Origin of the sequence: Acidisoma sp. L85, assembly GCF_009765865.1 — a bacterium.
GTDB lineage: Bacteria > Pseudomonadota > Alphaproteobacteria > Acetobacterales > Acetobacteraceae > Acidisoma.
In genome coordinates this window covers 65,872-81,408 of record NZ_LMUQ01000022.1, presented here as the reverse complement: position 1 = coordinate 81,408, position 15,537 = coordinate 65,872, and the positions used below count along the sequence as shown (strand labels likewise).

Genomic DNA, 15,537 nt, shown 5'->3' with positions numbered 1-15,537 from the left:
AAGGGGCAGGGAGCCATTCCCTGGCATTCGGGTGCTGATCTTCCTGCCCAGCACGAGGTGTCTAGTTTTTGTTCGCGGACGTCCCAGCTGATACGGGCGACGACAAGGGCGATTTGCGAGCCGTTCTCGCGTTGCTTTTGCCAGTCGCGCGCAACCGGATCGGTGTCACCTGCAAGGCTACGGCGCTTGCCGCGTATCAAGTGGAGACCTCATGGCGGCCCCGATAGAACATATCGTCGTGCTCATGCTGGAAAATCGCTCCTTCGACAGCATGCTTGGCTGGCTCTACCCTGACCGCCCCGATTTCGACGGACTGACAGGGCGGGAGACCAATCCCTGGCACCGCGATGGCGGCGTTGTGACCGTGCCAGTGTGGAACGACCTTGGCATGAGCCGGACCGAAGCCCGCGGCCCCGACCCCGATCCAGGCGAGCTGTTCGACGATATCGAGGCACAGCTATGGGGGGCCGACAGCGTGGGCATCAATGGCCACGGCCAAGGCACGCCATCAATGAGCGGCTTTGTCGACAACTACATGCGTCAGCCCCGCAGCCCGGATGGTGCCGAGCCGAACCCCGCCGCGGTCATGCACTGCCATTCCCCCGCTCAGGTGCCGATACTGAGCCTCCTCGCGCGCTCATTCGGCGTTTCAGACCGCTGGTTCGCTTCGGCGCCGTGCCAAACCTGGCCCAACCGCTTCTTCATGCACACCGGCACAGCTGGCGGCTGGGTCAACAACGATCCGCCGCATTGGCCCTATCGCATGCCCACGATTTTCCGCCGCCTCTCGGATCATAAGCGCGATTGGGCGATCTATTTCCACGACCTGCCGAACACCGCGATGCTCGCCGATATGTGGAGCAAGCTTGCGACGACGCATTTCCGACTGTTCCACAAACAGTTTGAACAGGATGCGCTGAATGGCGAGTTGCCGTCCTACACCTTCATTGAGCCGCGCTACTTCGTCTCACGGGTCCACAACAAAATTCCGAACGATCAGCATCCGCCCACCAACCTAGTGCATGCTGAGGAACTTATCGCCCGAACCTACAACGCGCTGCGGCAGGGACCGAAATGGGATAAGACGCTGCTCGTCATCACCTATGACGAGCATGGCGGCCTCTATGACCACGTGCCGCCACCATCCGCGACGCCGCCCGGCGGCCCCTATCCGGACGGCTTCACCTTCGACCGCTTCGGTGTCCGCGTTCCGGCCGTGATCGTCTCGCCGCACATCCCCGCCGGCAGCGTCTTGCGTCCGCCACTTGACGAGGATGGTTCCGGAACACCTTTCGACCACACCTCGATCATCAAGACGGTGCAGGAGCTCTTTGGTCTCGGCGCGCCGCTGACCGAGCGTGTTGCCGCAGCACCGTCACTGCTCCCCTTGCTGGGCGATGCCGGCCCGACCAACGCCGGACCGCCACGCGTCGACTTCGTTCCCGTGTGGCCGACCCCGGCGGAGGTGCAGCGTCTACGAAAAGTGGATAATGAGAGTGGCTTGCAACTCAGCATGAGTGGCATTGCGGCCACCCTTCTCGGCACAACTGCTCGCGTTGCCGCCCACTTCCGACATGGGATCAGAAAAACCGCCTCCAGCGCTGGCTTCAGCCGGTCACGGTCCGCGACGCGACCATGAACGGCCAGTCTAAAGTGGCGTCTCGTTCCATTCGCCACGACGAGATCAGTGCCGGTCGGCTCGTCCCACCTTCAAAGATAACCAGAGGCCGACACCCCCGATTGGCGTGTGGTGGATGCGTTGGCGTGAATCCGCCCGCCACCTGCCGTGCGCCTTGCGGCAACCTCGTTGCGTTCTGCCACCTGTTCCCGAGAAGGCACTGGACCCACCGCTTCGCCTAGGGGCAGTAGCTCCCGGCACCTCTTGGCCGGGCTGGAGCTCGCGCGCGAAGCGCTCTGCCCCGCCTCCTGCTGCGTTAGATGGTGATGCCGGAAAGCCCCCATTCCGCCGGGAGGGCACAACCAGCCGCGCTAAGGCCTGGCGTGGGGGCCGAAGTAGGCTCTTCTTGGGAAGCTGGCCGGGCTGTGACGCTTTGTGACTAAACGACGCCTTGGAACCCTCAAGTGACCGCCTCACCTGCAACCAGCATGAGAGGCTTTACTTGTTGGGAGAGATTACCGCCGGATGGGCTTAGTCGCATATGCTCTGAAGTTCCGCATTACCTTCTACGTTATCGCCGTGCTGGTGATGCTGGCAGGGATAGGCGCGGCCGTCGTGATGCCGAAGGACGTTCTGCCCGAGGTCGACATTCCTGTCATCACGCTCGTCTGGACATTCACAGGCCTTGATACGCCCGAGATGGAGAGCCGGGTTACAACCTACACCGAGGTTTCAATCAGCAACAATGTCAGCGACATCAAGTCGATGCAAAGTACTACTTTGCAGGGAATTACGATCCAGCGGATTTATTTTCAACCCAGTGTCAGTATAGACCTCGCGATCTCCCAGATCGTTGCCGCCACAAACTCGGTCCGTGCGGTTCTGCCTCCTGGAATTCAACCGCCGGTGATCATGCGCTTTACGGCGTCCTCAGTACCGGTCATCCAGTTGGTCATGTCTTCCTTGAAGGAGACGCAGCAGCAGCTTTACGACTACACCCAATACCGCATCCGTCAGACGCTCGCGACCAATCCCGGCGCTACTATGCCGCCGCCTTATGGGGGCACACCGCGTCAGATCATGGTCGATCTCGACCTTCACGCCTTGCAGGCGCGCGGCCTGACGCCGCAAGATGTCACCAACGCGATCACTGCCCAGAACGTCACCGTCCCCTCCGGACTCGCCAAGATTGGCACGACTCAGTTCGTCATTCACATGAACTCCGTGCCAAGCGTGATAAGCGCGCTTAACCAAATCCCCATCAAGCAGATCGATGGCGCGCCCGTGCTGATGCAGGACGTTGCCTATGTTCGGGATGGCGGACCGCCGCAACAGAACATCGTCCGTCAGGACGGCAGACCCTCGGTCCTGCTCACGGTTCTAAAGAACGGCGATGCCTCAACTCTATCAGTGGTCAACAACGTCAAGAGGATGCTGCCCTCCATCCAGGCGGCGGACCAAGGGACATGAAGATCACCCCGGTCTTTGATCAATCTGTCTTCGTCTCAGGCGCCATCGGGGATGTGATCCGGGAGACCGTGATCGCGGCCACGCTGACGGCCCTGATGATTCTCTTGTTTCTAGGTTCATGGCGCTCGACGTTGATCGTTCTGATCTCGATCCCACTGGCGATCCTGACATCCCTCGCGATACTCGGCGCGATGGGCGAGAGCATCAACATCATGACGCTGGGCGGCTTCGCGCTGGCCGTCGGCATATTGGTGGACGACGTCACAGTCGCCATCGAAAACAGCTATCGCCTCATGGATCAGGGGAAACCCTTCCGAGAGGCAGTGGCCAAAGGCGCGGCCGGCATCGCGAAACCGGCCCTCATCTCCACCCTCTCGATTTGCGGCGCCTTCGTCTCATTGCTCTTCCTTACAGGAGCACCGAAATACATCTTCACCCCGCAGGCGCTCGCCGTCGTCTTCGCTATGCTCGCCTCGTATTTCTTCTCTCGCACACTCGTGCCGATCCTTATCGATGTGCTGGTCAAGCGTGAATACGAGAAACGCGATGCGGCGCGCCAGGATGACCACACATCATCCGGCAAGAAGGGAAGCTTCGGCCGCTTCCATGAGGGTTTTGAGCGGCGGTTCCAGGCCTTCCGAACAGCCTACATCGGCCTCCTCTACGCCATCTTGCGCCATCGCTGGCGACTGCGATTGTCGCTGGGCTCACTCTCCTCGTCGGCGGTAGCCTGGTTCCCTTCATCGGTACCGATTATTTCCCCCAAGTCGATTCCGACCAGATGACGCTGCATGTTCGCGCGCCGCCCGGTACCCGAATCGAGGTCGCCGAACAGCTTTTTCAGGGAGTCGAGGACAGCATCCGTCAGGTGATCCCAGCGAAAGAACTCGGCACCATTATCGACAACATCGGCCTACCGTCGATCAACTACAACCTCGCCTTCAACGATGGCTCCTTCGTCGCGTTCTACGATGGCCAGGTGCTCGTGACCCTCAAGGACGGCCATAAATCCTCCATAGCCTACATGAACACGCTGCGCCCCATCCTGCGCGACAGGTTTCCCAACACTGTCTTCTATTTTCAGCCCGCCGACATGATTACCCAGATTCTCGATTTCGGGTCCCTCGCGCCCATCGATATTCAAGTCACCGGCCGTCATCTGGACAAGGACATGGCAGTCGCGGGCAAGATCCAGAGAGCGCTCACCCATGTCGAGGGCGCCGCCGACGTGCACCTCCAGCAAATCAATTATGGTCCAGAATATTTCGTGGATGTCGATCGCCAACGCGCCTCCGAGCTTGGCCTGACGGAGCAGCAAGTGGCCAACAATCTCGATGTCTCGCTATCCGGCAGTTTCCAGATTACCCCCAATTTCTGGAACGACCCTAAAACCGGGGTGCCGTATCAGGTCTGGGTTCAAACGCCGGAATTCCGCAACGATTCCCTTGCCGCGCTCGAAAATACCCCGCTGCTGCCAAGTTCTGTCGGCAATGGCGGCACGGTTCAGCTATTGTCCAATGTCGCGACGATGACCCGGCGCGCCGAACCGACGGTCGCGACTCACATCAACATGGCACCAACCTTCGACATCATGGCGAACGTGCAGCAGCGCGACCTCGGCAGTGTCGAACGCGCAATCGACCGCATCGTCGCCACGGCGCAGAAAAGCCTCGCGCCGCCTGACAAGATAGCGATACGCGGGCAGGTGGAGAGCAAGGACCAGTCGTTTCAGAACATCGCCATTGGATTGATGATTGCGGTGGTCGCCGTCTACCTGCTCATGGCGGTCAACTACCAAAGCTGGGGTGACCCCATCGTCGTGCTTTGCGCTCTGCCAATTGCGTTCTGCGGCATCGCGGCCAGCCTTTTCATCACCGGCACGACGTTCTCCATCCCATCGCTGATGGGCGCGATCATGAGTGTCGGCGTCGCCTCCGCGAATTCCATCCTCCTTGTGACCTTCGCGCGCGAGCACAGGGAGCGTAATGGCTCTTCCGCCATGGAGGCCGCCATCGCCGCGGGTGCCGAAAGGCTGCGTCCCGTGTTGATGACGGCGGGTGCCATGTTCGTCGGGCTGATCCCCATGGCGATCGGCATTGGTGAGGGCAGCGAACAAAACGCGGCGCTCGCCCGCGCGGTCATGGGCGGCATCGCCGTCGGCACATGCGGCACTTTGCTTTTCGTCCCCTACCTCTATGTCCTCCTACGCCAGCGCGCCCCAAAAACGCCGGAGAATTACCTGTGACCGACGCCCAGCTGTCGCAGCCTGAGAAGGACGACCCCGACTCCGGCTCGGATCACGACGAGAGGGCATCGGATGATAAGACCACGCAAAAGGAGACCTCGGAGGAACCGCCCCCCGCACCGCCGCGCGCGCACGTTTTCATCGGCGCTGGACTGGTGATCGCTGGTCTATTGGGCCTCGGGGTCTACAATCGCGTGCAGCGTGGCGCCGCCGCTTCCGAGACACAAAAGGCGACCGCAATTTTCGCTCCAACACTGCATGTCGCGACAGTGCGCAGCGATAACTCGCCGATCCGGCTGACTTTGCCTGGCGAAACCATGGCCTACGACACGGCCTCGATTTTCTCGCGCGCGACCGGCTACGTCTCGCAGCGTCTTGTCGATATCGGCAGCCGCGTAACCCGAGGACAGCTTCTCCTCCGCATAGCCGCGCCGGATCTCGACGCCCAGGCGGATCAGGCGCACGCCCAGCTCGGGCAGATGAAGGCGCAGCTCGTGGTGGCGCAGGCGCGTCTGGCGCAAGCCGAGGCCGATTCAAAGCTCGCCAAGGTCACCAATGGCCGCACAGGGACACTCGCGGCCGAGGGCTGGGCGACCAAGCAGAGTGCCGACAACGACGCGGCCAACGTCAGCGCTCAGGGGGCTAATGTCGCGGCATCCCAGGCGAGCGTCCAGGTGGCCCAGGCAAATGTTGAGGCGCAGACCGCGACGCTCAACCGGCTCCAGCAGCTCACCAGTTTCGAGCGGGTAGCGGCGCCCTTCGACGGAGTGGTAACGGCGCGGAACGTCGATTCCGGCGACCTTGTGACCATGGACGCCGCCTCGGGGCAACCGCTTTTTGTTGTCCAGCGGGACGACATTTTGCGGGTCGTCATCGATGTCCCGCAGAGCGGGGCGGTCAACCTGCGGGAAGGGCTGAAGGCGACGATTTCAGTCCCGGAACTTCCAGGGCAGCAGTTTGACAGTGTTATTTCCCGAACGGCTGTGGCGCTTTCCGCCGCATCTCGAACGTTGCGAGTAGAGGCCGACATCGACAATAGGGCGCATCGTTTGAACCCCGGACTTTACGCCAATGTCTCGCTAGCTATCCCGCGCGTCAAACCCGGCTTGATTGTGCCCTCCGACGCGCTGGTATTCGACGCACAAGGAATGCAGGTTATGGTCGTGAAAAACAAGATCGTGCATCTACACCGCGTATCGATCTACCGTGATTTCGGGACTACCGTGGAACTTCTGGGTGGAATTGCAAAGGGCGACCAAGTCGCGCTTACGCCGCCGGCGGATTTGAGGGACGGGGACCATGTACGAGTGGCGTCATCTCCAGCGTCGGCACGATAGGCCATCTGAGCCCTCCGGTGCCCGACCTACAGGGCTGGTGCACGGTTTGCGGCATCAGGTGACCGAACGCTCCCGGGGCTAGTTCGCACATTTCGACCGAAAATCCCGGAATGGCAAAGCAAACCTATGTCTGAATGGTCGCTCTCGGGAGTCTGGCGTGGGATCTTGTAGAACGCTGTTGACTCTTTCGCGGCCGTCCCATCAGCTTTCGATGCTGCGTCTCAGTAGTGGAATCCGCTGGATACATGCACTCAATCCGAAGTTCTTGGGCCGCGATCGTTAGCGGTGTTCCAACCGTCGTGATCATTGAGAAGTAACTCAATGTACGACCGTTTCTCATAAATCCAATCGGTATCATGGGTAAGGCGGGCGCAAGAGCGGTGACACCCTGGATGTTTCTAGCTTCGCCACCAGAATAATCGAGCAATGCTTGAATCAGTTCCGTCGTTTTCCGATCGACTATTTGCCCGATCGCCTCACGGTGAATACGTGCGAGAAGGCTCTCCGAAACATTGCCCCAATTGGAGATAAAAGGACGCATTCCGTTGGGATCGAACATCAGATGCAGCAGATTACGCGGTTTTGGGCGCGACTCCATGTCGATGAATTTTCCAAAGAAGCGCGGCGCAGCGTCGTTAGTCATGACCACATTCCAGTAGCGGTCCATGACTACTGCGGGAAATGGCTCATGTTGATACAACACGCGTCTGAGGGCATTCACAATGCTCTCCATCTCTGGTCCATCGAGCGGACTCTCGGGATAGATGGGCGCATACCCGGCTGCCAGCAGGAACCCATTGCGCTCTCGGAGCGGGACATGCAGCCCCTCAGCGATGTGCATCAGTTTCTCCCGGCTCGGGATGCTACGCCCGCTTTCGATGAAGCTGATATGTCTTTGAGAAACGCCAGTTTCGAGAGCCAGATCGAATTGGCTCTTGCCGCGCGCTTCACGCCAGTAGCGCATGAGTTTGCCCAGCCCGCTCTCGGGGCGCCCGGCCCCGCGTCTGTCAGGCCCCATCGCGTTATTTCTCATTCCAGTCTTCATTCCCCGCTGTCTACCACGATAAAGCTTGGGCTCGATTACCTTTCATGTAATTGAATTCATTCCTGCCAAGCTCTACTCAGAGTGTCGAACGAGCAGTCACTGCGCGATGTGCCCGTGACTCCGTTCACTTTCATCTCCCTGGAGGCAAGCGCACATGACAGACTTTCCGGTTAACACCATCGATACTGCGCCCGAACGTTCGAAGGCTGCTCTCCAAAAGTTGCAAGCGACCTTCGGGATGATTCCCAATATTTTGGGGTCCATGTCGACATCTTCAGTGTTGATCAATAGCTTGGTCGGCCTGTTCGAAAATGTCCATGGCGGCAGCTTTACTGAAGCCCAGATACAGACACTGCTGCTGACCAATGCAGTGACCAATGAGTGTTCCTGGGCCGTCGCGTTCCATACGGCCCTGGCGCTCAAGGAAGGACTGGACCCGTCTGACGTTCAGTCCATCCGTGACCGACGACTGCCCAAGGACGAGACGCTTGCTGCCTTGTCGGCTCTCGCAAAGGCGTTGATCCAGAAACGGGGTCGACTCGAGGATCAGGACATCGAGCGCTTCATCGCCGCCGGGTTCGGCAAGGATCTTGCGCTTGAGGTGATTGCTGTGGTCGCCGCGTCCACGATCACAAACTACACCGGGAGCGTCACGGAAACGCCGCTAGAAAAGCCCTTCCAGCCACACGCTTGGCAAGCGTAAGGAGTGGACATTTTGGCTGGCAACACGTTCAGTGCTTATTAAAAAATCTGTAGGTAATCCCCGGCAGAATCGGCCTCTTCATCGCGGCCGAGCTCGCGTTCGGCTTCATGACAAGCATCTTCACTAGCGCTTCTTAAGATATATCACGATGCAGCTTTTCGGAAACGCTACATTCAAACGGCGGCCCCTACGGATGGGCCGGGTGGGTAGTCCGCGTGCCCGCTCAGCCAGTTCAGCCACTCGGCGGCCGTTGGTCGATGGCGCATTCAGATCTCCTGGTGGACTTGCGGTCACCCGTCCATTTGACCAAATCTTAGGGTTGGCTAGCATGGCATCCTGCCCGCCTGGTCTTTCTAGATCGTAGCTTTAGCCCGGTTGGCCTGAGCTGCCGTGAGGAGGTGACGTCATTGCGGCGGGTCGTTGCAGCGGCTTCTCGGATTAGCCGAATCGCCTGTGCTAGGACCTGTCGACCCCACAACTTCCAACAAATGAGCTCATTTACACGATGGACAACCCTATCCTTGCGGCCCTGGTGCCTGTCATCCTCTTGCTTGCGTTTGGTGTTGTGGCGGTAATCGCAAGTCGCGCAGGAAGGCTGAGTCCCATTGTCGGCTACCTGGTGCTCGGCTTGGCATTACGAGCCGCCGGCGCGTCAATGGTTGTCAACAGCAGCACCATCGGCCTCCTTGCTCAGCTGGGAGTCGTCTTTCTTTTGTTTGATATTGGCCTCCATTTCTCGCTAACCCACGTCCGACGGCAGGCCCGAGACATCTTCGGCTTTGGCCCGGTGCAGATTTTGTTTGGCACAGTTCTACTTGGTATCCTGGCATTTGCGACCGGGCTGGCGCCGCTGCCGGCCCTTTTCCTGGGAGCCGTTTTAGCGCTGAGCTCGACCGCCGTAGTTGCGCCTCTGATCGCTGAGCGTCACCAACAGAGTTGCCCTGTTGGGTTAACGGCTACCGCAATCTTGGTCTTTCAGGACGTAGCAGCAATATTCCTTCTCATTGTAGCCGGGGCGCTAGGTGGGGGCTCGATTCTTCCAGTAGCGATGTTCGCTCTCGTCAAAGCTGCCGCAGCCTTTGCGGTTGCGGTGGTATTGGCGCGCCTAGTTGTTAAGCCACTCTTTAGGCTTGTCGCTCACACAGGACAGGAGGAAGTCTTTACCGCTATGGCGTTGCTGGTCGCGCTGGCGGCGGCCTGGGCTACGGGGCAGATTGGGCTGTCACTGACGCTGGGAGCCTTCCTTGGTGGGATGGCCGTAGCCGAAACACCCTACCGGGCCGTTATCCAATCTGAAATCAAACCATTTCGAGGATTGTTGCTCGGCTTTTTCTTCATCTCGGTGGGCTTGTCTCTTGACGTTGGTCCGCTTCTGCGACTGTGGCCTGCGGTGATCGGGGTCAGTGCGGCCCTCGTCGCGGCGAAAGTCCTGACCAATGCGGCGGCGAGTTTGGTCTTCCGCTGGTCGGTGCCCGGATCTTTGCAGTTGGGCTTCCTGCTGGCTCAGGGGTCCGAATTTGCTTTTGTTGTATTAAGCTTGCCTGCTGTTCGAGCGCTTCTGGGGCCAGTTCGGGTCTCAATCGTCGTTGCGGCAGTGGCGCTCAGCCTCGCGCTTACGCCAAATATCGCGCAGATCGGAAGGCAGGTGGCCGGTCAATTGCGTCGTCGAAAAGCAAGAATCAACGACCCTGAGCTGGAGCTCAAGGAGCTCGCGGCCCCCGTTCTGATCATCGGGATGGGCCGGATTGGGCGAACATTGGCCGATGGATTGAAGGAATTCGATATCCGCTATATCGCTGTCGAGCGTGATCAGCGCAGGTTGAGCGAGGCCATTGCCGATGGTTATACCGCAGTGTTTGGCGATATGGCCGATCCGAGACTCTGGAATTCGATCGCATCGCATGGTCGGAAAATCAACGCCTGGACTGGCGTTTCCCACGAGACAGCCCAGGAAATCATACCCTTCAGCCGGTCGCTCTACCCGGGTCTCACGCGGTTTGCGGCGGTGATCGGAGAGAGCGAAGTCGAGCGTTTTGACCTGCTGGGCGTGCGCGCCGTCGTAGACCGTAGCTTCCCACCAGGCCTGGATTTTACAGCAGCGATTCTGAACGCACTCGATGTTGAAGGCGACGCGATCAATAACTGGATGCGGCACCAACAGGAACGGGCGCTCGTAGGCGCTGCACGTGGTTCGGCTGCCGCGTGAATGAATGAGGGTTCTGTTTAGTCCCGCATCACAGCAGAACACTGCGGCGCCCCATGCATCGCCGACCTCCCCGCTTGTCGGCGCCATGATCTCGCTGAGCATCGGCTGCAGGAGCAGGATCAGTCGCCGCTTCTGATCGGCAGAGAATTTGATCGGTGGATCGGTGTCTCGCAGGTATCACGTGCCGGGGGTTGCTGCTAGGTGGTCCTCAAAGACGCCATAACAGCACGCCGAGACAAAGTCACTCGAAGCTGCCGATCTAGAGTCGAAGGGTTTTCGGGAGTGGCACCAAAATCATGCTCGGAAACTCGCCCTGATAAGATTTGCGGCTGATCTCGGCGACACGGACGCGCACCAAGCGTTGGTCGCGCCTGCAAATGCTGGTAAAATGGCATGTTGAAGATACGTCCTTAGTGACTGCTAGCCGCCGTCAAATTGACCCAAGCTTCGCCGAAGAATGCTCGCAGCTCGGGCCGCATGTTCAACTGCGGTACGCGATTTCTCGATCGCCGCCGACGAAGTCGCGTTGCGTATACGCGCTCCGGGCGTCAGTCATCGTGCCGGATGGTGCGCGATTTCTTGCCAATTGCCCCGGGGTCCGGCGTAGTGGCGCCGACGAAGGCCCGATCTGCATCGTGACTCGAGCGGGCGGCGTTGCTCGTTGCGGTCAATACCAGGGACTGGTAGGCCTCAACTAATCCTTGCCGCTGCTTGCACTTCGGAGCCATTCAAAGTGGATACCCATCGCACTGCTATCGTTCAGCCTACTGTTTACATGGGGGTGCTAGTCGCCCTCGGCCTCTCCCATCTTCTAAACGACACCATCCAATCACTTATTCCCGCTGTGTATCCGCTGCTGAAAGCGAGATTCGAGCTAAATTTCGCTCAGATTGGGATCATCACTTTGACCTTTCAGATAGCCGGATCGCTCCTCCAGCCCGCGGTGGGACTTTACACGGATCGAAATCCTCTTCCTTATTCCACCGTCGTCGGGCTTGTCTTCACATTTTTTGGTTTGATTGGCTTAGCTCACGCCTCGAGTTACTTCCTGACACTTGTCTCGGTCACCTTCGTCGGTATCGGATCATCAATATTCCATCCGGAGGCCACGCGGTCGGCGCGCTACGCTTCCGGTGGGAAACAGGGTCTTGCACAGGGTATCTTTCAGGTTGGCGGCCAGACAGGGGGTGCCCTCGGTCCTTTGCTCGCAGCTGTCGTTATCATGTCTCGTGGACAGACGAGTCTTCAATGGTTTTCACTAATGGCGATCTTCGCTATGGCGCTGATGACCTGGACCGCGCGCCACCATGCGGGGATGCGCGCGCACTTCGAAGCCGCGACTGCACGTTCTGGCAAACATGAGACTGATGGGCGGCCATCACGAAAGACGGTTTTGATTGGCTTGATCGTGCTTATTGTTCTCATGTCGTCGAAGCTTTCTTATCTCGAGAGCTTTCGTTCGTTTTATACGTTCTACCTCATCGAAAAGTTTGGCGTGTCTATTCCTACCTCTCAGGTCATGCTCTTCGTATTTTTTCTGTCATCCGCGATTGGGGTTCTGCTTGGTGGAATCGTCGGGGACCGAATTGGCCGCTATCGCATTATCTGGATCTCGATCCTAGGTCCTCTTCCGCTGACGCTGCTACTTCCCCATGTCGATTTTGTTTGGACCGGCGTGCTGACCGTGCTCATCAATATCATCATGGCCAGCGCGTTTGCTTCCATTATGATCTACGCCATGGATTTGGTTCCCGGCCGGATCGGGCTTATCGGCGGAATCTTCTACGGCTTGAATTTTGCTGTAGGTGGTCTAGCCGCCGCCTTTCTCGGCGGACTAACTGACGTGATCGGCATCGAAAGCGTGTATCGGATCTGCTCATTCTTGCCCCTGGTGGGACTGCTGACGGCCTTTCTTCCAAGGCAACGCCTGACCAGAGAATCGCACCAGGACCCGGCAGCGAACTGAGCCCTTTCGGCAAATGGACGAGCGAGCGCCAAGTCGTAGCCGGTAGCCGTCGCGAAACCTGTTAGGTCCGCCGTCAGACGAAGGGGCTCTCGCGGAACATCTGGCGTGGCGTGGCGGACTATTGAGTGTCAACACCCCGATGAAGTCCCAAGGCCACGGCCTTGTAATCGTAGGTCGGATAGAAGTCGGTCCTAAACCCACCCCAGGCGGTAGTTTCGATGGCGCGATTCACCTCTCTGAGCTTCGCTGCAGGAACGCGTAGCGTCACCACCTGGCCTATCCCCATCAGGACGTACCAAGACACCACATCTACGCCTGGGGGCGGGAAGGCTGCGAAGAAACCTTGCTCCTTCAGCTCCTGGTTAATCTTACCAAGCGGCTTCGACTCGTCGTGCCGCAGGAAGATAGTCAGCAGGAAAGTGTCATCGTTTGCCGGCGTTACAAGCGGCGCGATTTTTGGCATTTCTGGCGCAGGAGGCGTCTGCGCCGTCGCGGTTGCGGCGGTGGCGGCGACCAAAAAGGCCGCCGCGAAGCGGAGGAGGCTCATCACGTTGGTCCTGTCGGGGGTTGGGGTTGAGGAGGCACCAGTTTGCCAAAGGACCGACGCAGCTGTCGAGCTTGATCGATGATAGAGAAGACCCAAAGTGCCGGGTGTCACAGTGCATGCGCGGTTTGTTGATTTGCCTCGGAATAGGCCGCCATCACCATCAGGCACTCTGCCTGGGGCGAAGCGAATGAAATCACCTCAAGCTCGGGGGATCTTTCGCCGCAGCTCATGATAGGCGCTGCATCGGCTTTTAGTAGAGTCTCCACTCGTACACAATTTCCACTGGAGGCGCCGCTCGATTATGTCGGGGGACGTTGCCTCCGATTGCAGCTTAAACCCTGTAGGCAGGGTCTTTCCCCCCTCTACTTCGGGGCGGAAACGGATTCGCGCTCGATCAAGCGTGTCGGGAGTTCACGCCGCCTTGGCGGCTCAGCCAAGCCTTCAATGCGTTCTATCAGCATACTAACAACTTCCCGACCAAGGTCGTACGCCGGCTGTGCCACGACGGTCACAGAAGGTGTGGTTGCACTCGTCCAGTCGGCGTCGTGGAAGCTGATCAGTGAAATGTCTCTCGGTATTATCAATCGGACATCCTTCGTAGTGCGTAGTATGGCAAGAGCTATGAGGCTGTCAGACGCCAATATGGCAGTAGGTCGGTCGCTCAAATTTAAGAGGTCAGCGATGACATGCTGGGCACCTTGGCGATCCGTGACGCCGAAGCGGATATACCGATGGGGATCGGGAATGCCGGCGTCTGCTAAGGCCTCTGAAAATCCCGCAATACGATTGGCAACCGTGGACAGACCGATTCCTGTCGCATCGCAAAGCGTGTGCTGCTTCATGCCAGCTGCTGTAATGTAGGATAGGCGAGTGTGGCCCGCAGCGATCAGCAGCTCTGTTGCGCGCTTCGCGGCGGCTTTGTCGTCTAGCACCACGGCATCGAACCCAAGCGCTGGGATTTCGCGATCCATCAACACGACCGGGCGTCCGATCGTGGCGATATTCAGCAGGTGCGCGGTATCCCCTGAAGCAGCCGGCGCGATAATGAAACCGTCGATTTGCTTACGCACCAAAACCTCGAGGGCGGCTTTTTCCTCGGCCACATCCTCTCCGGAGTTCACTAAGACGACATTGAAGCCGCGTGCCTTCGCACCGTCGCTCACGCCTCGAACGGCCAGTCCGAAATACGGGTTCTCGATATCGCCCACGATGACGCCAATCGTCCCGGATCGTCCAGTCGTCATTGTCCTTGCAAGGTCGTTGGGAAGGTAACCGAGGGCGGCCGCGGCGGCGGTGACCTTGGTCATGACTCTCGCGCTGACCGCCCCATACTGGCCCAGCGCTCTCGCAGCTGTCGCTTTCGAGACTTCCGCCAGGTTTGCAACGTCCTGGACGGTAGCGGGTCTGCGTAGCCCCTGATCCTTGGCCATTCGGCGCCCTAACTGAGTTTCTGGGCCACCGTCAAGGTCCTCTCGGTTACTAAAATTAAATGTTGAGACCGGTCTCAATCGATGGCAAGGTTAGATGTAGACAGACCTCAACCAGAGCCAGAATGGAGTCGTGACGATGAAGCAATGCTCCCGAAGGTTTTTCGGCGCTGCCGCGTTCGCTGCCGTCACGGCACTCTACTGTGGCGGTAGCCCTGCTCAAGCCGCTCCGCCGAGCGGCAATCCCTACCACCTTATCGACCGGTCGGTGATCAGCGTGGGCACCGTGGGTGACGCGAAGCCCTACGCCTTCATCGATGCGAGCGGAAATTTCACCGGCTTCGACGTGGAGTTATTCCGAGACGTCGCGCAGCGGATAGGCTTCGACAGCGCGCACGTTACCTTTACCGGCCAGGACTTCTCGGCGTTGATCCCATCGATCGCAAACGAACGCTTCGACGTGGCCGCTGCCGCCATCGGCGCGACGGCCGCACGCGAGAAAACGGTCGATTTTTCAGACGGCTATCTCGCAGGCTTCCTCTCAGTGATCACAGCCGAAAACGGCATAAAGGTTCCTGCGGATCTCGACGGTAAGAGGCTCGGCATTCTACAAGGCTCGCTGCAGGAGATTTATGCGAAGGCCCATTTCAAGAAGGCTAACCTGGTCGAGTTTCCCGATAATAACTCGGCCATTTCGGCTCTGAATAATGGCACGATTGATGCGCATTTCCTGGATTACGAGCAGGCGAAGCAGACGGCACAGCGCTACAAGCTTCGGATTGCGATAAATGTCCCGTCCTTCGACGCGCCCGCAGGCTTCGTTGTAATGAAAGGTAACAATGCCTTTCGCCAGGCGATCAATAAGGCTCTGCATGCGTCAATGCAGGACGGTACTTGGGAAAAACTCTTCGTCAAGTGGTTCCCGGGCTCGCCGCTGACACCGCAATATCTGCCCCACCACTGACGCCAGACG

At 58.9% G+C, this 15,537-nt stretch carries 10 protein-coding genes and 1 pseudogene; 8 read left to right on the top strand and 3 right to left on the bottom strand.

The genetic code is table 11. The annotated features are described in order from the left end of the window. Positions 1 to 211 precede the first annotated feature (211 nt). The 4 genes and pseudogenes from GSQ83_RS04220 (at position 212) to GSQ83_RS04210 (ending at position 6,670) form a co-directional block, all read left to right on the top strand. Positions 212 to 1,639 (top strand): alkaline phosphatase family protein, encoded by a 1,428-nt coding sequence (locus GSQ83_RS04220; protein WP_158801632.1) that lies wholly within the window; start codon positions 212 to 214, stop codon positions 1,637 to 1,639. Between the two features lie 567 nt (positions 1,640 to 2,206). After that, positions 2,207 to 3,088 (top strand): efflux RND transporter permease subunit, encoded by an 882-nt coding sequence (locus GSQ83_RS30320; protein WP_254065496.1) that lies wholly within the window; start codon positions 2,207 to 2,209, stop codon positions 3,086 to 3,088. Then, positions 3,085 to 5,333, top strand: a pseudogene (locus tag GSQ83_RS30310) (efflux RND transporter permease subunit). The gene GSQ83_RS30320 and the pseudogene GSQ83_RS30310 overlap by 4 nt, the downstream one beginning before the upstream one ends. Further along, the gene (locus GSQ83_RS04210; RefSeq protein ID WP_158801631.1) at positions 5,330 to 6,670 is read left to right on the top strand and encodes an efflux RND transporter periplasmic adaptor subunit; all 1,341 of its coding nucleotides are present in this window, start codon (positions 5,330 to 5,332) and stop codon (positions 6,668 to 6,670) included. The pseudogene GSQ83_RS30310 and the gene GSQ83_RS04210 overlap by 4 nt, the downstream one beginning before the upstream one ends. Positions 6,671 to 6,794: 124 nt before the next feature. On the opposite strand, the gene GSQ83_RS04205 is transcribed toward GSQ83_RS04210, so the two are convergent. Further along, entirely contained in the window at positions 6,795 to 7,703 is a 909-nt protein-coding gene (locus tag GSQ83_RS04205; protein ID WP_216849923.1) for a helix-turn-helix domain-containing protein, read from the bottom strand. A 166-nt stretch (positions 7,704 to 7,869) separates the two neighbouring features. Between GSQ83_RS04205 and GSQ83_RS04200 the strand changes: the two genes are divergently transcribed. The 3 genes from GSQ83_RS04200 (at position 7,870) to GSQ83_RS04190 (ending at position 12,590) form a co-directional block, all read left to right on the top strand. Then, entirely contained in the window at positions 7,870 to 8,418 is a 549-nt protein-coding gene (locus tag GSQ83_RS04200; RefSeq protein ID WP_158801630.1) for a carboxymuconolactone decarboxylase family protein, read from the top strand. A 505-nt stretch (positions 8,419 to 8,923) separates the two neighbouring features. Further along, a complete protein-coding gene (locus GSQ83_RS04195) occupies positions 8,924 to 10,624 on the top strand; it encodes a cation:proton antiporter (protein WP_158801629.1) in 1,701 nt (566 codons plus the stop codon). A gap of 733 nt (positions 10,625 to 11,357) precedes the next feature. Next, positions 11,358 to 12,590: an MFS transporter gene (locus GSQ83_RS04190; RefSeq protein ID WP_254065491.1), complete on the top strand. Its 1,233-nt coding sequence runs from the start codon at positions 11,358 to 11,360 to the stop codon at positions 12,588 to 12,590. 118 nt (positions 12,591 to 12,708) lie between these two features. Here the strand turns inward: GSQ83_RS04190 and GSQ83_RS04185 are convergent, their stop codons facing one another. Further along, the gene (locus GSQ83_RS04185) at positions 12,709 to 13,137 is read right to left on the bottom strand and encodes a hypothetical protein (protein WP_158801628.1); all 429 of its coding nucleotides are present in this window, start codon (positions 13,135 to 13,137) and stop codon (positions 12,709 to 12,711) included. A gap of 362 nt (positions 13,138 to 13,499) precedes the next feature. Beyond that, positions 13,500 to 14,567 (bottom strand): LacI family DNA-binding transcriptional regulator, encoded by a 1,068-nt coding sequence (locus GSQ83_RS04180; RefSeq protein ID WP_158801627.1) that lies wholly within the window; start codon positions 14,565 to 14,567, stop codon positions 13,500 to 13,502. Positions 14,568 to 14,703: 136 nt separating this feature from the next. On the opposite strand from GSQ83_RS04180, the gene GSQ83_RS04175 reads away from it, so the two are divergent. After that, positions 14,704 to 15,528 (top strand): ABC transporter substrate-binding protein, encoded by an 825-nt coding sequence (locus tag GSQ83_RS04175; protein WP_158801652.1) that lies wholly within the window; start codon positions 14,704 to 14,706, stop codon positions 15,526 to 15,528. The last annotated feature ends 9 nt before the right edge of the window (positions 15,529 to 15,537 follow it).

What these genes read in the sequence shown, in the direction of transcription:
- GSQ83_RS04220 (WP_158801632.1), top strand. Translation starts at nt 212, where the DNA reads ATGGCGGCCCCGATAGAACATATCGTCGTGCTCATGCTGGAAAATCGC.
- GSQ83_RS30320 (WP_254065496.1), top strand. Translation starts at nt 2,207, where the DNA reads ATGCTGGCAGGGATAGGCGCGGCCGTCGTGATGCCGAAGGACGTTCTG.
- GSQ83_RS04205 (WP_216849923.1), bottom strand. Translation starts at nt 7,703, where the DNA reads ATGAGAAATAACGCGATGGGGCCTGACAGACGCGGGGCCGGGCGCCCC.
- GSQ83_RS04200 (WP_158801630.1), top strand. Translation starts at nt 7,870, where the DNA reads ATGACAGACTTTCCGGTTAACACCATCGATACTGCGCCCGAACGTTCG.
- GSQ83_RS04195 (WP_158801629.1), top strand. Translation starts at nt 8,924, where the DNA reads ATGGACAACCCTATCCTTGCGGCCCTGGTGCCTGTCATCCTCTTGCTT.
- GSQ83_RS04185 (WP_158801628.1), bottom strand. Translation starts at nt 13,137, where the DNA reads ATGAGCCTCCTCCGCTTCGCGGCGGCCTTTTTGGTCGCCGCCACCGCC.
- GSQ83_RS04180 (WP_158801627.1), bottom strand. Translation starts at nt 14,567, where the DNA reads ATGGCCAAGGATCAGGGGCTACGCAGACCCGCTACCGTCCAGGACGTT.
- GSQ83_RS04175 (WP_158801652.1), top strand. Translation starts at nt 14,704, where the DNA reads ATGAAGCAATGCTCCCGAAGGTTTTTCGGCGCTGCCGCGTTCGCTGCC.